Source organism: Pantoea sp. X-Soil-ISGK-275 (assembly GCF_059730795.1).
Genome location: NZ_AP035976.1, coordinates 3,405,359 through 3,427,006 on the forward strand (window position 1 = coordinate 3,405,359; position 21,648 = coordinate 3,427,006).

19 protein-coding genes and 1 other RNA gene are annotated in these 21,648 nt (G+C 55.7%); 6 read left to right on the forward strand and 14 right to left on the reverse strand.

What is annotated here, in order from left to right; genetic code table 11:
* Nucleotides 1–35: 35 nt before the first annotated feature.
* From trhA to AC6I8A_RS15880, 9 genes are all read right to left on the reverse strand, one after another.
* Nucleotides 36–689 (reverse strand): PAQR family membrane homeostasis protein TrhA, encoded by a 654-nt coding sequence (gene trhA, locus AC6I8A_RS15840; protein ID WP_256697296.1) that lies wholly within the window; start codon nt 687–689, stop codon nt 36–38.
* A 240-nt stretch (nt 690–929) separates the two neighbouring features.
* A complete protein-coding gene (locus tag AC6I8A_RS15845) occupies nt 930–1,673 on the reverse strand; it encodes an SDR family oxidoreductase (protein WP_497818759.1) in 744 nt (247 codons plus the stop codon).
* Nucleotides 1,674–1,737: 64 nt separating this feature from the next.
* A complete protein-coding gene (gcvP, locus tag AC6I8A_RS15850) occupies nt 1,738–4,611 on the reverse strand; it encodes an aminomethyl-transferring glycine dehydrogenase (protein WP_293794464.1) in 2,874 nt (957 codons plus the stop codon).
* Between the two features lie 99 nt (nt 4,612–4,710).
* Nucleotides 4,711–5,097, reverse strand: a complete 387-nt coding sequence (gene gcvH / locus AC6I8A_RS15855) for a glycine cleavage system protein GcvH (RefSeq protein ID WP_008108250.1) — start codon at nt 5,095–5,097, stop codon at nt 4,711–4,713.
* Nucleotides 5,098–5,119: 22 nt separating this feature from the next.
* Nucleotides 5,120–6,217: a glycine cleavage system aminomethyltransferase GcvT gene (gene gcvT / locus AC6I8A_RS15860; protein WP_265299256.1), complete on the reverse strand. Its 1,098-nt coding sequence runs from the start codon at nt 6,215–6,217 to the stop codon at nt 5,120–5,122.
* A gap of 421 nt (nt 6,218–6,638) precedes the next feature.
* Nucleotides 6,639–7,841, reverse strand: a complete 1,203-nt coding sequence (ubiI, locus tag AC6I8A_RS15865) for an FAD-dependent 2-octaprenylphenol hydroxylase (RefSeq protein ID WP_479486157.1) — start codon at nt 7,839–7,841, stop codon at nt 6,639–6,641.
* Between the two features lie 20 nt (nt 7,842–7,861).
* On the reverse strand, nt 7,862–9,040 hold the full coding sequence (gene ubiH, locus AC6I8A_RS15870; RefSeq protein ID WP_479486158.1) for a 2-octaprenyl-6-methoxyphenyl hydroxylase: 1,179 nt from the start codon (nt 9,038–9,040) through the stop codon (nt 7,862–7,864).
* Nucleotides 9,037–10,359, reverse strand: coding sequence for a Xaa-Pro aminopeptidase (gene pepP, locus AC6I8A_RS15875; RefSeq protein ID WP_497818760.1), 1,323 nt, complete (start codon nt 10,357–10,359; stop codon nt 9,037–9,039). The genes ubiH and pepP overlap by 4 nt, the downstream gene beginning before the upstream one ends.
* Before the next feature lie 50 nt (nt 10,360–10,409).
* Nucleotides 10,410–10,991: a YecA/YgfB family protein gene (locus tag AC6I8A_RS15880; RefSeq protein WP_008108255.1), complete on the reverse strand. Its 582-nt coding sequence runs from the start codon at nt 10,989–10,991 to the stop codon at nt 10,410–10,412.
* A gap of 170 nt (nt 10,992–11,161) precedes the next feature.
* On the opposite strand from AC6I8A_RS15880, the gene zapA reads away from it, so the two are divergent.
* The 3 genes from zapA (at nt 11,162) to AC6I8A_RS15895 (ending at nt 12,391) form a co-directional block, all read left to right on the forward strand.
* Nucleotides 11,162–11,491: a cell division protein ZapA gene (gene zapA / locus AC6I8A_RS15885; protein ID WP_007890288.1), complete on the forward strand. Its 330-nt coding sequence runs from the start codon at nt 11,162–11,164 to the stop codon at nt 11,489–11,491.
* A 39-nt stretch (nt 11,492–11,530) separates the two neighbouring features.
* Nucleotides 11,531–11,714, forward strand: a non-coding RNA gene (gene ssrS, locus AC6I8A_RS15890) — 6S RNA.
* Between the two features lie 80 nt (nt 11,715–11,794).
* Nucleotides 11,795–12,391 carry a 5-formyltetrahydrofolate cyclo-ligase gene (locus AC6I8A_RS15895; RefSeq protein WP_479486159.1) on the forward strand — a complete coding sequence of 199 codons (597 nt, stop codon included), beginning with the start codon at nt 11,795–11,797 and terminating at the stop codon, nt 12,389–12,391.
* Between the two features lie 38 nt (nt 12,392–12,429).
* Here the strand turns inward: AC6I8A_RS15895 and serA are convergent, their stop codons facing one another.
* Nucleotides 12,430–13,668, reverse strand: coding sequence for a phosphoglycerate dehydrogenase (gene serA / locus AC6I8A_RS15900; RefSeq protein WP_008108257.1), 1,239 nt, complete (start codon nt 13,666–13,668; stop codon nt 12,430–12,432).
* 279 nt (nt 13,669–13,947) lie between these two features.
* On the reverse strand, nt 13,948–14,607 hold the full coding sequence (gene rpiA, locus AC6I8A_RS15905) for a ribose-5-phosphate isomerase RpiA (RefSeq protein WP_008108258.1): 660 nt from the start codon (nt 14,605–14,607) through the stop codon (nt 13,948–13,950).
* 181 nt (nt 14,608–14,788) lie between these two features.
* Here rpiA and AC6I8A_RS15910 point away from each other — a divergent pair, with 181 nt between their 5' ends.
* Nucleotides 14,789–15,694, forward strand: coding sequence for a LysR family transcriptional regulator ArgP (locus AC6I8A_RS15910; RefSeq protein WP_007890292.1), 906 nt, complete (start codon nt 14,789–14,791; stop codon nt 15,692–15,694).
* A 38-nt stretch (nt 15,695–15,732) separates the two neighbouring features.
* On the opposite strand, the gene AC6I8A_RS15915 is transcribed toward AC6I8A_RS15910, so the two are convergent.
* A complete protein-coding gene (locus tag AC6I8A_RS15915; protein ID WP_061719855.1) occupies nt 15,733–16,461 on the reverse strand; it encodes an oxidative stress defense protein in 729 nt (242 codons plus the stop codon).
* Between the two features lie 217 nt (nt 16,462–16,678).
* Here AC6I8A_RS15915 and AC6I8A_RS15920 point away from each other — a divergent pair, with 217 nt between their 5' ends.
* The gene (locus AC6I8A_RS15920) at nt 16,679–17,986 is read left to right on the forward strand and encodes an MFS transporter (RefSeq protein ID WP_497818761.1); all 1,308 of its coding nucleotides are present in this window, start codon (nt 16,679–16,681) and stop codon (nt 17,984–17,986) included.
* Here the strand turns inward: AC6I8A_RS15920 and AC6I8A_RS15925 are convergent.
* On the reverse strand, nt 17,973–18,671 hold the full coding sequence (locus AC6I8A_RS15925) for an IclR family transcriptional regulator (protein ID WP_293794450.1): 699 nt from the start codon (nt 18,669–18,671) through the stop codon (nt 17,973–17,975). The genes AC6I8A_RS15920 and AC6I8A_RS15925 overlap by 14 nt on opposite strands.
* Before the next feature lie 57 nt (nt 18,672–18,728).
* Between AC6I8A_RS15925 and AC6I8A_RS15930 the strand changes: the two genes are divergently transcribed.
* Nucleotides 18,729–20,987: an FAD-dependent oxidoreductase gene (locus AC6I8A_RS15930; protein ID WP_497818960.1), complete on the forward strand. Its 2,259-nt coding sequence runs from the start codon at nt 18,729–18,731 to the stop codon at nt 20,985–20,987.
* Here the strand turns inward: AC6I8A_RS15930 and argO are convergent.
* A complete protein-coding gene (gene argO, locus AC6I8A_RS15935; protein WP_061719851.1) occupies nt 20,984–21,607 on the reverse strand; it encodes an arginine exporter ArgO in 624 nt (207 codons plus the stop codon). The two genes, AC6I8A_RS15930 and argO, sit on opposite strands and share 4 nt — an antisense overlap.
* Nucleotides 21,608–21,648: the final 41 nt, after the last annotated feature.

The following is a 21,648-nucleotide window of genomic DNA, read 5'->3' on the forward strand; positions in this document are numbered from 1 at the left end:
CGCAGGGTCGCCATTCATGGCGACCTGAATCGAACTTACATCACATAAAAATAAATTGCGCAGAAGTGCAGCACGCTGCCGCCGAGCACAAAACCATGCCAGATGGCGTGACTGTAAGGAATGCGGCGTGAGACGTAGAAAATCACCCCCAGCGAATAAACAATCCCACCGGCAGCCAGCAGCCAAATCCCGCCCGGCGACAGTTTGATCGCCAGCTGATAAATCACCACCAGCGACAGCCAACCCATACCAAGATAAGTCACCAGCGACAGCGCTTCAAAGCGATGAGCAAAGGCGATTTTGAACAGGATACCGGCCAGCGCCAGACTCCAAATCACCACCATCAAACCTTGTGCCAGCGGCGAATTGAGCCCCACCAACAAGAACGGCGTATAAGTGCCGGCAATCAACAGATAGATGGCGCAGTGGTCAAATTTCTTTAGCCAGTATTTGGCTTTTTGATGGGGAATGGCGTGATACAGCGTTGAGGCGAGATAGAGCAAAATGATGCTGCTGCCGTACAGGCTGTAACTGGTGATCGCGGTGATGTTAGCTTGGGATTCAACGGCTTGTGTCAGCATTAACACCAGCCCGATAATACCGAAAATGCAGCCGATTCCGTGGCTGATACTATTGGCAATCTCTTCTGCCAACGAGTAGCCCTGGGCAATAACTGGGGTTTGTACCATGAAGTGATTCCTGAACAACGGAAAAAGCAAGTGTGCTATTTCTGAGCAACCAGAGTAACCGGGATAATTTTCAGAGTACACATGTACGCTAAATTAAATCTGTGAGTGGGTGTGACAGGTGAGAGATTGATTAAGTCGGTCGCCATGAATGGCGACCCTACGGGGATTTGGAGGGTTTTATACGTAAAGGATCATCGTTTTTGGGTTTTGTAGGGTCGGTATTTATGCCGGCCTGGTTAATTATCGCCCGCCAGCCGCATCAATAAAGGTGCCCGTCACATACGACGCGGCATCGCTCGCCAGCCAGACAATCGCTGCAGCAATCTCTTCGGCCCGACCGCCGCGTCCCATTGGCAACATGCTTGCCAGCCGATCGACTCGGCCCGGCTCGCCGCCGTCGGCGTGCATTTCAGTATAAATAAGGCCAGGACGCACGCTGTTGACGCGAATGCCCTGCGCCGCCACTTCCAGCGATAAACCTGTGGTCAGCGTATCCATCGCTCCTTTTGAGGCGGCATAATCCACATATTCACCCGGTGCACCGAGACGTGACGCAGCGGATGACACATTGACGATAGCACCCCCTTTGCCGCCATGATGCGTCCCCATGCGTTTCACCGCTTCACGACAGCAAATGAATGTACCGGTGACGTTGGTAGCGAACACGCGTTGAATACGTTCGGCATCCAGATCTTCCACCCGGCATTGGGTAAACAAAATACCGGCATTATTCACCAGCACACGCAGTTCGCCCTCTTGCTGATCCAACTCGGCAAACATACGCATAACCTGTGTTTCATCGGCGATATCGGCCTGCAGCGCAATCGCACCGCCGCCCTGCGCTTCAATCTCTGCCACCACGCTTGCCGCTTCGGCTTGACGCTGGCGATAGTTGATCGCCACGCGATAACCCGCCTGCGCCAACAATAACGCGGTTGCGCGGCCAATCCCACGACTACCACCGGTAATCAAAGCCAGATCCATTTTTGCCTCCAAAAAAAAGGGCCGAACAGTCGGCCCTTTCATAAATACTTCCCGTAACTTTAGCCTAAATATATTCGCTCATTGGTACACACGAACAGAAGACATTGCGGTCGCCAAATACATCATCCAGACGTTTCACCGTCGGCCAGTATTTGTTAGCGCTGCCAGCCGGGAACACCGCCAGTTCGCGGGTGTACGGATGCGCCCAGTCGCCAACGATTTCTGTCTGCGTGTGCGGCGCGTTCACCAGCGGGTTATCTTCCAGCGGCCATTCGCCATCGGCAACGCGATCGATTTCCATGCGGATGGCCAGCATCGCATCGATAAAGCGATCCAGCTCGATTTTGCTTTCTGATTCCGTTGGTTCAACCATCAGCGTTCCCGCCACCGGGAATGACATGGTTGGTGCGTGGAAACCGTAATCGATCAGACGTTTAGCAATATCCAGCTCGCTGATGCCGGTCTGCTCTTTCAGCGGACGAATGTCGAGAATACATTCGTGCGCCACGCGGCCATCGCGGCCCGCATACAGAATCGGATAGGCAGACTGCAGACGGCTGGCGATGTAGTTGGCGTTCAGAATCGCCACCGAACTGGCTTGTTTCAGACCTTCTGCGCCCATCATGCGGATATACATCCAGCTGATTGGCAGAATCGATGCACTGCCAAACGGTGCGGCAGAAACCGCGCCCTGCTGCGTCAGCACGCCATCAATTTGCACCACGCTGTGACCCGGCACGAACGGTGCCAGATGCGCTTTCACGCCAATCGGGCCCATACCTGGACCGCCACCGCCGTGCGGGATGCAGAAGGTTTTGTGCAGGTTCAGGTGCGATACGTCCGCGCCAATGTAACCTGGCGTGGTGATACCGACCTGCGCGTTCATGTTGGCGCCGTCGAGATACACCTGTCCGCCGTGCTGATGCACGATCTGGCACACTTCGCGGATGGTTTCTTCATAAACGCCGTGCGTTGACGGATAGGTCACCATGATGCACGACAGCTGCTCACCGACCTGTGCGGCTTTCTCACGCAGATCGCCAAGGTCGATGTTACCTTGTTTATCGCAAGCCACCACCACCACCGACATGCCCGCCATTTGTGCAGATGCGGGATTGGTGCCGTGCGCCGAGCTTGGGATCAGGCAGACATTACGTCCACCTTCGTTGCGGCTTTCGTGGTAACGACGAATCGCCAGCAGACCCGCGTATTCACCCTGTGCGCCCGAGTTGGGCTGCATGCACAGCGCATCGTAGCCGGTCAGTTGCACCAGCCATTGCGACAGCTGGCCAATCATCTGCAGATAACCCGACGCCTGCTCAGCCGGGCAGAACGGATGCAGTTCGGCGAATTCCGGCCAGGTGATCGGAATCATCTCCGCCGCAGCGTTGAGTTTCATGGTGCACGAACCAAGTGGAATCATCGCCTGGTTCAGCGCCAGATCCTTTTTCTCCAGGCTGTGCATGTAACGCATCATCTCAGTTTCGCTGTGATGACGGTTGAACACCGGATGGGTGAGGAAGGCGCTCTCACGCACCTGACCGGCCGGAATCGCGCTGTTTTCCGCAGCAACAGCGGCATCCAGCGCATCAATGTCCTGGCCGTGCGCATCGCCCAGCAGAATCGCGAATAGCGCCAGCACATCTTCACGTGCGGTGGTTTCATCCAGCGTAATGCCGACGGCATTGTGGATATCGCTGCGCAGGTTGACGCCAAAGCTCTGCGCACGGTTCAGCACCGCCGCTTTATCAGCCACTTCAACCGTCAGCGTATCGAACCAGCTGTTGTGACGCAGCTTCAAACCACCGTTTTGCAGGCCTGCAGCCAGAATGCTGGTCAGACGGTGAATACGGGATGCAATGCGTTTCAGGCCAACCGGACCGTGATACACCGCGTAGAGACCGGCGATATTCGCCAGCAGCACCTGCGATGTACAGATGTTGGAATTGGCTTTCTCACGACGAATATGCTGCTCGCGGGTTTGCATCGCCATGCGCAGCGCGGTGTTACCGGCGGCATCGCGCGATACACCAATGATACGGCCAGGCATCGAGCGTTTATGCTCGTCGCGGCTGGCGAAGAACGCGGCGTGTGGTCCGCCGTAACCCATCGGCACGCCGAAACGCTGGGCAGAACCGAAGACGATATCTGCGCCCTGCTTGCCTGGCGCTTCTAACTGCACCAGCGCCATGAAATCTGCGGCTACGCTCACCACCACTTTGCGGCTTTTCAGCTCGGCAATCAGTGCGCGGTAATCGTGCACTTCACCGTGCGTGCCAACCTGTTGCAGCAACACGCCGAACAGATCGTCGTGATCTAATACCTTATCAGCACTATCAATAATCAGTTCAAAACCAAAGGTTTCTGCGCGGGTGCGCACCACATCCAGCGTCTGTGGATGAATGTCATTGGCGATGAAGAATTTGCTGGCGGTTTTCAGTTTGCTGACGCGCTTGGCCATCGCCATCGCTTCGGCTGCAGCGGTCGCTTCATCCAGCAGTGACGCGGAAGCGATATCCAGACCGGTCAGATCCAGCGTCAGGGTTTGGAAGTTCAGCAGCGCCTCAAGACGGCCCTGTGACACTTCTGGCTGATACGGCGTATATGCGGTGTACCAGCCTGGGTTTTCCAACATGTTACGCAGGATAACCGGCGGTGTAATCACCGCGCTGTAGCCCATGCCGATCCAGGATTTGTAGCGTTGGTTCTGACTGGCAATGGCTTTCAGCTCTGCCAGCGCTTGCTGCTCGGTCGCGGCGTCGCCCACTGCCGGCGGGCCAGGCAGTTGGATATCGGCAGGCACGATAGAACTGATCAATGAGGAGAGCGAACTGGCACCGATCGCTTTCAGCATTAAGTCCTGTTGTTCCTGCGTAGGACCGATGTGGCGCTCAATGAAAGCACCGTTGTGTTCAAGCTGGCTGAGAGTCTGGGTCATTTGCAGTAAATCCTGAATCGGGCTGGGTTACAAAAATGGCGTTAAATCAGGCAGATAAAAAAGAAGGTGGCGCAGCGCGTCACCTTCTAAAACTACCGGTTACTCGTCGATCGCGGCTTTGTAGGCATCAGCATCCAGCATGGCGTCGAGCTCTGACGCGTCGCTGGCTTTGATGCGGAACAGCCAACCATCGGCGTACGGCGCGCTATTCACCAGCTCTGGCGAATCGCCCAGTTGGTCATTCACCGCAACAATTTCACCGCTCAGTGGCGCATAGATGTCTGAAGCCGCTTTCACCGACTCCGCAACGGCGCAGTCATCACCGGCCGCGAAGGTAGCACCAACGTCTGGCAGATCGACAAACACCATATCGCCCAGCAATTCCTGTGCATGTTCGGTGATACCAACAGTAAAGGTGCCGTCGGCTTCTTTACGGACCCACTCGTGGCTATCGCGGTATTTCAATTCACTTGGCACATTGCTCATTGGCCATTTCTCCTGAAAAAAATTACTGGGCGACCGGCTTACCGGCGCGAACAAAAATCGGTTTGGTGACGTTTACTGGCATTTCACGGTTGCGGATTTCCACAATCGCCTGCTCACCAATTCCGGCTGGCACACGCGCCAGCGCGATGCTGTAACCCAGGGTTGGTGAGAAGGAACCACTGGTAATAATACCTTGCTGCGGCTGACCTTGTTGATCGGTGAAACGCACCGTTAAGCCGTTACGCAGCACGCCTTTTTCGGTCATCACCAGGCCAACCAGCTTCTCGGTGCCGTGCTCGCGCTGCGCCTGCAGGGCATCACGACCAATGAAATCGCGATCGGCAGGTTCCCAGCTGATGGTCCAGCCCATATTGGCGGCGAGCGGCGAAACGCCTTCATCCATCTCCTGACCGTACAGGTTCATGCCCGCTTCCAGACGCAGCGTGTCACGCGCACCAAGTCCTGCCGGTTTAACGCCTGCGGCCAACAGCTGCTGCCAGAAAGCGGCGGCCTCATTCGCAGGCATGGCAATCTCATAACCCGCTTCGCCGGTATAACCGGTAGTGGCGATAAACAGGTTTTCTGCCTGCACGCCAAAGAAGGGTTTCATGCCGTCAACGGCATCACGCTGAGCAGCGCTAAATAGCGTTTGTGCTTTCTGCTGCGCATTTGGGCCTTGCACCGCAATCAGCGCCAGATCGTCACGCTCGGTCAGCTCCACGCCAAACGGCTGCGCATGCTGTTTAATCCACGCCAAATCTTTCTCACGCGTGGCGGAGTTCACCACCAGACGGAAGAAATCTTCGCTCATAAAGTAAACAATCAAATCATCAATGACGCCAGCGGAGGCATTCAACATGCCGGTATACAGGGCTTTGCCCGGTTGGGTCAGCTTGGCGACATCGTTCGCCAGCAGATAACGCAGGAATTCGCGGGTACGTGCGCCGCGCAGATCGACAATGGTCATGTGGGAAACATCAAACATGCCGGCATCGTTACGCACCGCGTGATGCTCATCCATTTGCGAGCCGTAATGCAGCGGCATCATCCAACCGTGGAAGTCCACCATGCGCGCACCGCTTGCCTGATGCTGTTCGAATAGAGGCGTTTGCTGAGTCATAACCATCCTGTGAATACAAGTGAGTGTGACGCGCCTGCGTCGCCTTCGCAGGCTGACGCAAACGTTCTCTTTATGCTGAAGTTATCACCTAATGCGGCAATTAACCATGAGGAAAACGAGGGCGAAACACTACCACCTTTCGATGAGCCACCGAACAGCCACCAGCATAAATCACTGCATTATTGTGATTAGCCTCGCACAAAATACGACTAAATTACTTTCACGCAGCAAATTGAGGGAATAGACGCCGCAGGTTTAAGAAATGGTCCGGCATGTGAAAAGTTATTGCATGAATTAATCTAATGCGAATTAAGGGGTAAAATTAGAATAAATCAAATGAGGCGCGATTGCGGTGCAGCGCTGCATCATTGCGGTGCAGCAAAGAAAACGGCGCCTATTTAGGCGCCGTTGGCAGAGATGATTAGCGTATCCAGCTGGGTAGATCGTTAAGCCCCATCGCCTGTTTTAGCATCAGCGGTTTGACGCCCGGCAAAGTATCGGCGAGCTTGAGGCCAACATCACGCAGCAGCTTTTTCGCCGGATGGGTACCGGCAAACAATTCGCGGAAGCCTTGCATCCCCGCGAGCATCATCGCCGCGCTGTGCTTGCGGCTGCGCTCATAGCGACGCAGATAGAGATGCTGACCAATGTCTTTGCCTTCCTGATGCAGGCGGCGAATTTCACCAATTAATTCGGCTGCATCCATAAAACCAAGATTCACGCCCTGCCCGGCCAGCGGATGGATAGTGTGGGCGGCATCGCCGACCAGCGCTAAACGGTGCGCGGCAAAGTTACGCGCATAACGTGCCGTCAGCGGGAAAGTTTTACGTTCGCTCTCGACCTGACACAAGCCAAGACGCATATCAAACGCCACCGACAGTTGCTGATTAAATAGCGCTTCCGGCATCGATTGCACGCGCGCCGCTTCCTGCGGCGAGAGCGACCAGACGATTGAGCATAAGTGCGGATCCTGCATCGGCAGAAACGCCAGAATACCGTCGCCATGGAACACCTGACGCGCAATGGCGTCATGCGGCATATCGGTGCGGATATTTGCCACCAGCGCGTGATGCTCGTAATCCCAGAAGGTCAGCGGAATATCCGCTTTGTCACGCAGCCACGAATTCGCGCCGTCGGCAGCAACCAGCAAACGGGCGCTCATCATGCTGCCATCTTGCAGCGTAATAAAGGCTTCGTTGTCGCCAAATGCCACTTGCTGCAACTGCGCCGGGGCAAACAGCGTGATATCGCTGCTCTGACTGGCACGCTGCCACAACGCACTATGAATCACTTCATTTTCAATGATATGACCGAGATGCGATAAACCTTGCTGCTCATCATCAAAGCTGATCGAACCGAAGCTGTCCTGATCCCACACTTCCATGCCGTGATAGGCACTGGCACGCAGCGCCAAAATGCTCGACCAGACATCGAGCTTTTGCAGCAGACGTTCGCTGGCAGCGTTGATGGCGGAGACGCGAATCGACGCCTTGGCCGCCGGATCAAACTGTGGCTCGGGTGCTTTTTCCAGCACGGCAATGCGTAAGCCGCTACCTTGTAGTCCGCAGGCGACGGCCAAACCCACCATGCCGCCTCCGGCAATTGCCACATCAAAAGTTTGCATTGCTGCCCCTTAATTCGTGCTTAACGCTTAACCCAGCCGAGCGTGCGCGCGGCAAGCGGATTTCGTAGCCAAGGCAGATGGTCCATTGCCACCAGCCCAAGATTTCGTCCTGCTACCAACGGCGCATAGCGGTTAGCAAACAGTCGGACTAAACCGTCAGTGACGCCAATAGTGGCGGCACGATCGGGCTGACGTCGCGCGGCAAAATGCTGCAATATCGCGAAACTGCCGGGATCTTGCTGCTGACGATGTGCGCCCGCCAGCGTTTCTGCCAGTGACATCACATCGCGCAAACCCAGATTGAAGCCTTGTCCGGCAATCGGATGCAGCGTTTGTGCCGCGTTGCCCACCAGCGCCAGACGATGCGTCACCTGACGTTCAGCAGTTTGCAGCGCCAGCGGATAATGTTCGCGTTGACCGGTGTGCGTGAAACGCCCCAACCGCCAGCCAAATGCGCGCTGCAGTTCTTGCAGGAAGGTGGCATCGTCCCACTGCTTAACCGTTGCTTGCGCCTCAAGCGGATGGCACCACACCAGCGACATGCGGTTGCCGGACATCGGCAACAGCGCCAGCGGGCCGTGTTCGGTAAAGCGCTCAAAGGCGCGGCCCTGATGCGGTAACTGCGTCGACACGTTGGCAATCACCGCCAGCTGCTGATAATCGTCGCGCTGCCAGGTGATGCCGCAGGACGCGCCTAAAGGTGAACGCGCACCGTCGGCGGCCACCAGTAATGCGCCTTCCAGTTGTTCGCCGCTGTTCAGCGTGACCTGCACGTTATCTGCGGTGCGTGATACCGAAGTTACGCGATCCGGGCAGCGCAGCGTGACGCCAGGCGCTTTCTGCAGGCGTTGAAACAGTCGCTGGCCGACATCAAACAGTTCGACCACCTGGCCGAGCGCCGGAACCTGATGATCTTGCGCTTTAAGCGAAACAAAACCGGTATGACCGCGATCGGAAACGTGAATATCGGTAATTGGCGTGGCGCAATCGGCCAGCGAGCGCCACAGATCGATATCCGCTAACTGCTGACAGGTGCCTGCCGCCAGCGCAATCGCACGTCCGTCGAAGCCGGGATGTGCGCGGCTGTCGGGCTGGCTGCGTTCAATCAGCGTAACCGGCAGTTGGCCTTGCGTCAGATGTGAAATCGCCAGCGCAAGGGTCGCGCCGGTCATGCCGCCGCCGGCAATCAAAATGCTCATGCGTGACGTGCCGCCGCCATCAGAGCTTCAATCGCGTCGGCGTCTTTCACTACGCTGTCGGTGAGATTTTCGTTGCCGTCAGCGGTGATGACGATGTCATCTTCGATGCGAATGCCAATACCGCGATATTGTGCCAGCACTTTGGCATCTGGCGCGATATACAAGCCTGGCTCAACGGTCAGCACCATGCCCGGCTCAAGTAAGCGGTCGCGGCTTGGCGTGCCGTAATGGCCGACATCGTGCACATCCAGCCCCAGCCAGTGGCCCAAACCGTGCATGAAGAACGGACGATGCGCCTGCTCTTCAAACAGCGTATCGATGTTGCCATCCAGAATGCCGAGATCGACCAGCCCGGTGATCATGATGCGCACCACTTCGTCATTGACGTCATGGATGCTGATGCCCGGACGGAACATCGACAGCGCTTTGTAGAGCGAGGCCAGCACGATGTCGTAGATGGCGCGCTGCGGTTCACTGAAGGTGCCGTTGACCGGGAAGGTGCGGGTGATATCGCCCGCGTAGCCGTGGAATTCACAGCCTGCGTCGATCAGCACTAAGTCGCCATCACGCATTTCACATTCGTTTTCGGTATAGTGCAGAATGCAGCCGTTTTCGCCAGAACCAACAATGGTGTTGTACGAGGGGAAACGCGCGCCGTGGCGATTGAATTCGTGATGAATTTCGCCTTCCAGCTGATATTCAAACATGCCTGGACGACAGGCTTGCATCGCTCGCGTATGCGCCAGCGCGCTGATTTTGCCGGCGCGGCGCAGAATCTCAATCTCTTCTGCGCTTTTGAACAGGCGCATTTCATGCACCCACGGACGCCAGTCGGTAAGCGTATCCGGCGCGCTGAGGTTTTGACGGAAGCCGCGACGTAGTTTTTCCAGCGCGCTGAACACCAACTGATCGGCTTCTGCGTATTCGCCCTGCGCGTGGTAAACCACATCCAGCCCGTTAAGCAGTTGATGCAGCTGCTCGCCAATGTCATCCCACGGCAAAGCGCGATCGACACCCAGTTTCGCCGGTGCGGCATCCTGGCCTAGGCGGCGACCAAACCAGATTTCGGCCGTCAGGTCACGCACGCGATTGAACAGCACGCTGTGATTATGCTTATCATCGCTTTTGATCAATACCAGCAGCGCCTGCGGTTCGTTAAAACCGGTGAAGTACCAGAAGTCACTATTTTGCCGAAAGTTGTATTCGGTGTCGTTGCTGCGCGTCACTTCAGGTGCAGCAAAAATCAATGCCGCGCTGCCTGGCGCCATGCGGGCAATCAGCGCCTGACGACGTTGTTGAAACGTATCCAAGGTAATCATGTTTGCACTCCCTGTTGAAGACGGGCCACAACGCACCCGCATTGACGCGCTTAGTGTAACGTAGGCTTCTGTACTTCTGGTGCGGTTGGCTGATGCTGACGCGTGAAGGTGTCATGGCACAGCAGAGCGGCAACGCGCACGTATTCAATCACCTCTTCAAGCGACTGCTCCAGCTCTTCCTGATCTTCATCTTCGTCATAGCCAAGCTGTGCAATAGTACGCAGATCGTCAATCGCTTCGCCGGTTTCACCGGTCACTTTCTCCAGCTTAGGCTGAGTGACGCCCAAACCGAGCAGGAAGTGGTTTACCCAACCGGCCAGTGCATCCGCGCGATCGAATACCGTGATGTCATCATCTTCCGGCAACATCAGCTGGAACATAAAGCCTTCATCTTCCAGCGTGGTCGCCAGGCTTTCATGCAGCGCTTGCAACGGCTGAGACAGGCTCTGCGAAAACGCCATGCCTTCGTTGGTGAGATCGTGAACCATGGTTTTCCAGCTGGTATCCTGATTGCCGCCGCACAGAATCCCGGAAAGAAGACCATGCATTTCGGCTGGCGTCATGCCCACGCCCTGCTGTGAAAGGGCCGCGGCCAGCGCGTTGTAACTCGGCGTTGCGTTCTGTAAAGACATAAGCTTTGGTCGTCGTTGGCGGAATAAGTTCGTGTTATGCTACCACCAGGTGCCTCTGGGTTTCCAGAAAAGGGGTTGTAACTTATAACTCGGGTATATATAGTTTCGCACCTCCCAACCCATTGACCGGTAAGGGAGATGCGATCGAAGTAATCAGTTAGGATGGTGGCATGTCTGCACAACCAGTAGATATTCAAATTTTTGGTCGTTCGTTAAGAGTGAATTGCCCGCCTGAACAGCAAGATGCGCTGAATCTGGCCGCAGAGGATCTCAATCAACGGTTGCAAGATTTAAAAGTTCGCACTAGAGTCACCAATACAGAGCAGCTGGTGTTCATCGCCGCGTTAAACATCTGCCACGAGTTGGCACAAGAGAAAGGTAAGACGCGCGACTATGCAGCAAACATGGAACAACGTATCCGCATGCTGCAACAGACCATTGAACAAGCGTTAGTAGAGCAAGGTCGCATAACTGACCGCCAGGGCCCTAATTTTGAATAACACTTCATGGTCCTCATGCTAGAGTGACGGTGAAGTAAATTTTCTCTGAGATGTTTGCAAGCGGGCCAGTCCCCTGAGCCGATATTTCATACCAACAGAATGTGACGCTCCACAATTTGTGCGCATGCTCGGTCCGTCCGAGAAGCCTAATAGTTGTGACGGCATGTTCACCTTGAACCAAGGGTTCAAGGGTTACAGCCTGCGGCGGCATCTCGGAGATCTCCATTTAGTAGCAAGTCTGATTCCCCGGTTCGCATGATATAATCGCTTTTAAGAAGCGATTATTCCGGGGATTTAGATATCATGTCAGCGCCCTCACTTCTCGACCGTCAAGACATCCGACAGCATGTGCGCCATTTGCGCCGTAATCTCACATCTGAACAGCAAGAACAGGCCGCCGATCAGTTGGCTGAACACGCCATCAACATTGCGCCGATCGCTAATGCTCAACGCATTGCGCTGTTTTTGTCTGTCGATGGTGAGATCAATACCCGCCCGCTGATCGCCAAACTGTGGCAGCAGAAAAAGCAGGTCTATCTACCGGTGCTCCATCCCTTCTCGCCTGGCAATCTGTTGTTTATCCGTTACACGCCAGAAACTTCACTCACGCCAAATAAGCTACGCATTCCGGAACCGCCGTTAGACATCACGCAGTTGGCAACGCTGGATCAACTCGATGTGATGCTGGTGCCGCTGGTGGCGTTTGATCATGCGGGTCAACGTTTGGGGATGGGTGGCGGATTTTACGATCGCACGCTGCAACACTGGCAGCAGCATGGTTTTCTTCCGGTGGGGATCGCACATGATTGTCAACGCGTAGAAGCGCTGCCAGTCGCTGCATGGGATGTGCCGCTACCCGCGATACTGACGCCATCGAAACTGTGGCAATGGGAATCGTAAACAGGAAAAACAAAGGGCGCCGATGGCGCCCTAATTAATCAGTACAGCAGACGGGCGCGGATGGTGCCCGGAATCGCCTTCATCGCCTGCAGCGCTTTATCCGCTACATCTTTTTCCGCATCGATATCAATCACCACATAACCCATCACCGGCGTAGTTTGCAGATACTGAGCCGCGATGTTGATACCCTGCTCGGCAAAGATCAGGTTAATGGCCGTCAATACGCCTGGACGGTTTTCGTGGATGTGCAACAAACGGCTCGCGCTCGCCGCATGCATTGGCAGCGAAACTTCCGGGAAGTTAACCGCAGACAGCGTAGAACCGTTATCCGAATACTTCGCCAGCTTGCCAGCCACTTCGATACCGATGTTTTCCTGCGCTTCCTGTGTTGAACCACCAATGTGCGGCGTCAGAATCACGTTGTCGAACTCGCACAACGGAGAGTTGAATGGATCGCTGTTGGTGGCAGGCTCAACCGGGAACACGTCGATGGCGGCACCTGACAGATGTTTGTTCGCCAGGGCATCACACAGTGCCGGAATATCAATAACGGTACCGCGCGCGGCGTTGATCAGCAGCGCGCCTGGCTTCATCAGCGCCAACTCTTCGGCACCAATCATGTTCTGGGTCGACTGGGTTTCAGGAACGTGCAGGCTCACCACGTCGCTCATGTTAAGCAGATCGGAGAGATGACGCACCTGCGTCGCGTTACCCAGCGGCAGTTTGCTTTCGATATCGTAAAAGAACACGTGCATACCGAGGCTTTCTGCCAGCACACCCAGTTGCATGCCGATGTGGCCGTAGCCGATGATACCCAGTTTTTTGCCGCGTGCTTCGAACGAACCGTTGGCGACTTTATTCCAGATGCCACGGTGCGCTTTGGCGTTAGCTTCCGGAATGCCACGCAGCATCAGCAACATTTCGCCAATCACCAGCTCAGCCACTGAACGGGTGTTGGAGAACGGTGCGTTGAACACCGGCACGCCGCGTTTCGCCGCAGCACCGAGATCAACCTGGTTGGTACCGATACAGAAACAGCCGACTGCCACCAGCTTTTCTGCGGCAGCGAAGATCTCTTCGGTCAGTTGGGTACGGGAACGGATACCAATGAAGTGCGCATCGCGGATGGAGGATTTCAGCGACTCCGCATCCAGCGCCCCTTTGTGAAACTCGATGTTGGTGTAGCCTGCTGCACGCAGGTTTTCCAGCGCACTCTGGTGAACGCCTTCCACCAGCAGGAACTTAATCTTGTCTTTTTCCAGTGATACCTTTGCCATTTCCCGACCCTATTCAGAATTCAATGAGGACTACCATAAGGTAGCCTTCTGTCAAAATATCAAAAATTTCGTGCGCAGCAATACAAACGATTGCCTGGGAGCCAGCACGCGCCCACGCGGAGACAGCACAATGCCGTACAAAATCGTGACATCCTGAGTGGACGAAGTACGAACTCACTGCTGATGAATATTTTGTGACATAAGTCACCAAATTTCAGCCTGGCGAGAAAAGATGTTTTGCGGATGGAAATAACCGGCGCATGACGCGCGCCGGACAGATCATTTTACGATGGTTTTCACGCCGTCGGCGGTGCCAATCAGCGCGACATCGGCGCCACGTCCTGCAAACAGGCCAACGGTCACCACGCCAGGCAGCGCGTTGATGGTTTTTTCCAGTTCGATGGGGTCGAGAATTCGCAGATTATGCACGTCGAGAATAATGTTGCCGTTGTCGGTAATGACGTTCTGGCGATACTCCGGCAAGCCGCCGAGTTTAACCAGTTCACGCGCCACATAAGAACGCGCCATCGGAATCACTTCAACCGGCAGCGGGAAATTGCCCAGCACATCGACTTCTTTCGATGCATCGGCAATGCAGATGAATTTCTTCGCCACCGCCGCAACGATTTTCTCTCGCGTCAGCGCTGCGCCACCGCCTTTGATCATCTGCATCTGCGGATTGATTTCATCGGCACCATCGACGTAAACCGACAGCTCATCAATTTCGTTGAGATCGAAGACGTGAATGCCTAACGCTTTCAGTTTCTCTGTCGAGGCTTCCGAGCTGGAAACCGCACCTTCAATCTGATTCTTCATGGTGCCGAGTGCATCAATGAAATGCGCTGCCGTTGATCCGGTGCCTACGCCGACAATGGTGCCGGGCTCTACGTACTGCAGGGCTGCCCAACCTACCGCTTTTTTCAGTTCATCCTGGGTCATGGTATGTTTAAAACCTGTGCGACATCGAAGTGCGCGTAGTATAAAACAAGGCGCTGCAAAAAAGCGCGACTGTTAGACAGCCGATTTAACGCTTTGGAAGCCAGCCCGCAAAAATGCGCCGCAGCACAATTTGACAGTTTTATGGCATAGTAACGTCCACCCTGAACGAGAGAGAACAACAATGAAACGCCCGGATTATCGAACGCTTCAGGCGCTGGATGCTGTGATTCGCGAGCGCGGCTTTGAGCGTGCGGCACAAAAACTCTGCATTACCCAATCTGCGGTTTCGCAGCGTATTAAACAGCTGGAAAATTTATTTGGTCAGCCGCTGCTGGTGCGCACCGTGCCGCCGCGTCCGACCGAGCAGGGACAAAAATTACTGGCGTTGTTACATCAGGTTGAACTGCTGGAAGAGGAGTGGCTAGGTGATGACAACGGTGGAACCACGCCGCTGTTGCTGTCGCTGGCGGTCAACGCCGACAGTCTGGCAACCTGGCTGCTGCCCGCGCTGAAAGATGTACTGGCCGATTCGCCGGTGCGCCTGAATTTGCAGGTAGAAGATGAAACCCGCACGCAGGAACGTCTGCGTCGTGGTGAGGTGGTCGGCGCGGTGAGTATTCAGCCACAGCCGCTGCCCAGCTGCTTAGTGGATCAATTGGGCGCGCTCGATTATCTGTTCTGCGCCTCGCCTGATTTTGCTGCACGTTACTTCCCAAATGGCGTGACGCGCTCTGCGCTACTGAAAGCGCCGGCGGTGGCGTTTGATCATCTGGATGATATGCATCAGGCGTTTTTACAGCAGAATTTTGACCTGTCGCCGGGCAGCGTGCCCTGCCATATCGTTAACTCGTCAGAAGCCTTTGTGCAGCTGGCGCGTCAGGGTTCGGTGTGCTGTATGATTCCGCATCTGCAGATTGAGCGCGAGCTGGCGCAAGGTGAGCTGGTGGATTTGACGCCAGGCCTGTATCAGCGTCGTATGCTGTACTGGCACCGGTTTGCGCCGGAAAGCCGCTTGATGCGCAGCGTCACCGATGCGCTGATTGCGCACGGACATCGCGTGCTGCGTCAGGATGTGTTGCCGGCGTAAAGATCAGGTCGCCATTAATGGCGACCTGATATACAAACTTACGGTGTATTCGGTTTGATTTCGAACACCACATCCACCTGATCGTCAAAGTGAATGCTCTGCTGCTCGTAAGTTTGCTGCGCGGTGGTATCAGCGGGTGCAGCGGCGGCTTTGTACATGCGCGCCATCGGCATCGGCTGGTAGTTCGCAACGTGATAGCGGATGCTGTAAACCGAACCTAACTTAGCATTGAACCCTTCTGCCAGCGCATTGGCCTGCTGCGTAGCATTAGCGATTGCCACTTTACGTGCCTTCTCTTTATAGCTGTCAGGATTCGCCACACCCAACTCGACGGAACGGATTTCATTCAGGCCAGATTTTAACGCGCCATCCAGCAGCTCGTTCAGCTTGTCCAGCTGACGCAACGTCACCTGCACCTGACGCTCGGCACGATAGCCTTTCAGTACCGACTTACCTTCTTTGGTGTAATCATACTCTGGCTGAGTACTGAGGTTTGCAGCATCAATATCTTTTTTCTCGATGCCGTTCTTTTGCAGGAAATCGAAATATTGCGCCACGCGGTCATCAGCTTGTTTCTTCGCTTCTGCCGCGTCTTTCGACGAAACATTCACCACAATAGCGAGCGTCGCGAGATCTGGCGTGGCATCAACGCTTGCCTGTCCAGACGTCACCACATGCGGTCCATTCGGCAATTCGCCTGCCTGAACTAAACCGGACAGTGCGCCGGTGCTCATTACGGCGGCCAGCGCCAGTGCTTTCAGTTTCACGAAAGTCCTCCTTGAGGGATTCAATTTGCAGGTTGCCATTATGGCTAAACCCAAAACACATTAACATGTGTGCTTATCTGATTAGTAAACAGCTCAAAAGTTCGAGCAATCTCCTTTTTAACGTAGCCGCGATCGCAAATTCAGCTGTACGGATTCGCCTATTAAGCACTTATTCGTTTCTATTAAAGAAACACTTCTGGGTTCGGGAGAGTTGCCAATGACAGAACAGCCGCTTAGCCAAACAGCCGTCAGCGTTCGCGCTGGACGCACGCGCTTTCTGATGCTCGCTCTGGTGTTTATTAATATAATTATCAATTACATGGATCGTACTAACCTGTCGGTTGCCGCTACCGCAATGGCGGGTGAACTGCGCTTCACGCCGATGGAGATGGGATTGATCTTCTCTGCTTTCGGCTGGATCTACGCTGCACTGCAGATCCCCGGCGGCTTCCTCATCGACCGCCTTGGCGCGCGCGTGGTCTATGGCGTCGGTTTATTTGCCTGGTCATTGATTACCGCGCTGCATGCGCTTGCCAACAGCTTTGGCGCACTGTTTGGTCTGCGGCTCGGCGTGGGAGCGTTTGAAGCGCCGGTGATGCCCTCCAATAATCGGGTAATTTCCAGCTGGTTCCCGGAGCAAGAGCGCGCCAGTGCGATCGGTATTTACTCCTCAGCGCAGTTTGTCGGCCTCGCCTGTATGACGCCGCTGCTGTTTCATCTGCAGGATGCATTTGGCTGGCGCGGGCTGTTTTTGATTACCGGAGTCGCGGGGATGATTTGGGCGCTGGTGTGGTATTGGCTCTACCGCGAGCCAAATCAGCATCAAGGCGTGTCCGAAGCTGAGCTCAACTATTTGCGCGACAACGGTGCGCTGCTGGAGAGTCGGCAGAATACGCAGCAACCCAAAGCGCGCTGGAGTGATTTGGCGCAGATGTTCCGCAGCCGAAAATTGGTCGGCATCTATATCGGCCAGTTCACCATTTCTGCCACCTTCTGGTTCTTCCTCACCTGGTTCCCGACCTATCTGGTTGAGTATCGCCACATGGGCTTCATCAAAAGCGGATATGTGGCTTCGGTGCCCTATTTCGCCGCCTTCTGCGGCGTGCTGCTGGCCGGATTTGCCTCGGATCGCATGATACGCCGCGGCATTTCTGCCAGCGTGGCGCGCAAGCTGCCGGTAATCCTGGGTCTATTCCTGACGCTGTTTATTCTTGGTGCCAACTACACCGATGATTCCACGCTGATCATCCTGTTTATGTCGCTGGCATTTTTCGGCAACGGACTGGCAACCATTACGTGGGTGTTTGTCACGGCGCTGGCACCGTGCCATTTGATTGGTCTGGCGGGCGGCGTATTTAACTTTACCGGCGCGCTCTCCTCCATCGTGGTGCCGATTGCTATTGGTGCGTTAATCGACGGCGATAACTTCGCGCCAGCACTGGCGTTTATCGCCGTGCTGGCCGCGATTGGCATCTGCAGTTATCTGTTTATTGTCGGGAAAATCGATCATGTTAGCGCGGGGTGATGACGGTTTGCGCCAGCGATTGCAGCTGTTGCAGCCGCTGCGCGAGATGCGCCTCATCGTCCTGCCAGATTTTGGCAAACGCCAGTGCAGCGCGATTGTTATCGATCGGCTGCGCCATGCTGATTTCGCCGTCATCACGGTGCCAGATCAGGTAACTCTCAGCACGCTTACGCGCCAGCAGCGGCGCAATTTGCAACCACTGTTCGTCGTTAAAACGCGGGCGCAGCGCCTCATCGCTCTCCGCCGCCAGCAACGACACGCCAATCACCGATTTCCATGCGGGCAGCATGCGGAAACCGGCCAGCGCCTGGCTGGCGTTGATGCGTTCACCGGGTTCCGAGTGCCAGATGTAGATCACCTGATCTTCCCACAGCACGCCCAGCGCCACCACGATATCACGCGGCGCGTGCCGTTCCAGCTGCGGCAACGCCTGCGCAAACAGCGAAGATCCGCGAATCGCCTGTGCCGCCAGCGCGTGAATACCGGGGCCGGGCAAATAGCGTCGATGCTCATCCTGCGTGGTCAGTCCAATCGAGGCCATGGTCATCAGCAGGCGATTCACGCGCGTGCTGTTCATCCCCATCTGGCGCGCCAGTTCACGGCAACCCACGGCTTTATCACTGGACACCAGATATTGCAGGCAGCGAATACCGTCAATCAAGCTTTGGTTGGGTTGAGAAGACATAGATCACCTGCGGCGGGAAAAATCCAATCTTAGCCTTAGAGTCAGAGGAATGAAATGATGCAGACTTTCTCTACGCAAAATGTGCGCGACTTTCCGCAACAACGGCTACAAGCGGAGTTGCTGATCGTCGGCGGTGGACTGGCGGGCGTATGTGCCGCACTCGCCGCCGCACGCGATGGCCTTGATGTGGTGCTGATTCAGGATCGTCCGGTACTGGGCGGCAACGCCTCCAGCGAAGTGCGCTTGTGGGCCAACGGCGCCACTTCGCACATGGGCAATAACAATCGCTGGGCGCGCGAAGGCGGCATCATGGGCGAGATCATGGAGGAGAACCTGTGGCGTAACAAAGAGGGCAATCCGGTACTGTTCGATATGGTGCTGCTGGACATGGTGCAGGCACAGCCCGGCCTGACTTTGCTGCTCAATACGGTTGTTACTGAGATCGAAAAGTCGGGCCGCCGCTTGCAGTCAGTGCAGGCATTCAATGCCATCAATCAAACGCGTTATCAGGTTTCGGCGTCACAATTTATCGATGCCAGCGGCGATGGCGTGTTGGGCTATCTGGCCGGTGCGGCGCATCGTGTAGGTGCCGAATCCGTGGAGGAGTTCGGCGAGAAAATGGCGCCGGGCGAGAATTTTGGCCACAAGCTCGGGCATTCCATATACTTCTACACCAAGCGCGCAGCGCAATCAGTACGCTTCGTTGCGCCCACTTTCGCCTTGAAAGAGATTACCGCCATCCCGCGCTATAAACGCCTGAGTTCAGAACTGAACGGCTGCGATTTATGGTGGCTGGAATGGGGCGGACGGCTTGATACCGTGCACGAGAGCGAAACCATCAAGTGGGAGCTGTGGAAAATTGTCTGGGGAGTGTGGGATTACATCAAAAACTCCGGCGAATTCCCCGATGCCGATAACCTCACCATCGAATGGGTTGGCCTGATTCCCGGCAAGCGCGAGAGTCGGCGTTTTCTCGGCGATACCCTGCTTTGCCAGCAGGACATCATCGAACAGCGCGACCACTACGACGCGGTGGCGTATGGCGGCTGGTCGATTGATCTGCATCCGGCCGACGGCGTCTACAGCGAACACGATGGCTGTCGTCAGTTCCACAGCAAAGGCACTTACACCATCCCCTTCCGCGCGCTCTACAGCCAGTCGCTGGACAATCTGTTGTTAACTGGCCGACTAATCTCCGCAACGCACGTCGCCTTTGGCAGCGCTCGCGTTATGTGCACCTGCGGCGTGCTGGGCGAAGTGGTGGGTCGCGCGGCAGCGCTGTGCCAGCAAATGCAGAACACGCCCGCCGAACTGGCGCAGCCAGACCGCGTTGGTCAGCTGCAGCAGCATCTGCTGCGTCAGGGCGCGTTTTTTCCACGACATCCGTTGGCAAACCCCGCGCGTGATGCGCATGTCACGGTGAGCAGTACCTTACAGCTGCGCGCCCTGCCCGCTGATGCCGGTTGGCAGCCGCTAAAATCCCGCTGTGCATTACTGCTGCCACTTAAAGCGGGTGAACGCTTGCCGACGATTAGCGTGCAGTTACGCGCCGCATATGCGCAGAAATTACAGGTATCGCTGCTCTCCAGCGCTAATCCGGCCAATATCTGCGGCGATTGCCATCTGGCCACGCAAAGCATCACGGTTACTGAGCAAGGCACGTATCGACTGAGCTTTGATTATCGTGCCGATTGCGATCGCTATGTGTTTATCACCTTTGAGGAGAACGCCGCGATTGAAGTTGCGCTGACCAGCCAGCGTTTGCCGGGCGTGATGATGGTCTTCAATAGTTTGAATCCGCGCGTGGCGAAGCGCACCCGGCAGATTAACGATGGCGATTACGGCGTTGATGAGTTTGATTTCTGGCTGCCGCGCCGTGCCCCGCAGCAAATCCTGCTGGCCTTTGCGCTGGACATGCCGCTGCAACTCTGGCACCGCGACTACCTGCTCAACGGCAAGCTACGCCCGGAACAGCACACCAATTGCTGGGTGCCCGCGCAGGATGATGCGCATCCCTACGCGTGCTGGCTCTGGAACGAACCGCAACGGGCAAAACAGATTACCTTGCTGTTCGACAACGACTTCGATCATGCGATGGAAACGGTGCAAATGGGGCACGCACAGGCGGTGACGCCGCACTGCACCACGCATTATCGGGTATGGCTGGATGAGATGCTCTTGGCGGAGGTGACGGAAAATCATCACTCGCTGTGTCATCACGCGGTGCCAAAAGGCGTGAGTTTTAGCCAGATTCGGCTGGAGTTGCTCGCCAGCGCGGGCGCGCTACCCGCACTGTACGGATTACATCTGCATTAGAGAGCGGCAATGCCCTGACGCGCCAGCTGAATGGCGATAAACCACATCACGCCGCCGACCAGCAGATTGATAATGCGCTGCGCCCGCACGGTGCGCAGCCGCGGCGACAGCCACGCTGCCAGTAGCGCCAGGCCGAAGAACCAGATGATTGAGGCGCTCACGGTGCCAAATGCAAACCAGCGACGCGCATCTTCAGAGGGAAGCTGGCTACCGAGGCTGCCGAGCACCACAAAGGTGTCGAGATAGACATGCGGATTGAGCCAGGTGACTGCCAGGATGGTGGCGATAATGCGCCAGCGCCCTTGTTTCAGCTCTGCGTCAGAAGCCAATGAAACATCGCCCTTCCACGCACTGCGCAGCGCGCCCCAGCCGTACCACAGCAGAAACGCCACGCCCGCCCAGGTGATCAGCATCAATAAGATCGGCGATTGATTCAACAACGCGCTGCCGCCAAAAATCCCACCGCAGATCAGCGCAATGTCGCTAATGGTACACAGCGATGCGGTCATCAGATGGTAGTGGCGTTTGATGCCCTGATTCATCACGAAAGCATTTTGCGGCCCTAGCGGCAGAATCAGCGCAGCACCAAGAGCAAGCCCTTGTAAATAAACAGATAACACGGAAACAATCCTAAAAAATGGGGAGATGCGATGCAGTATAG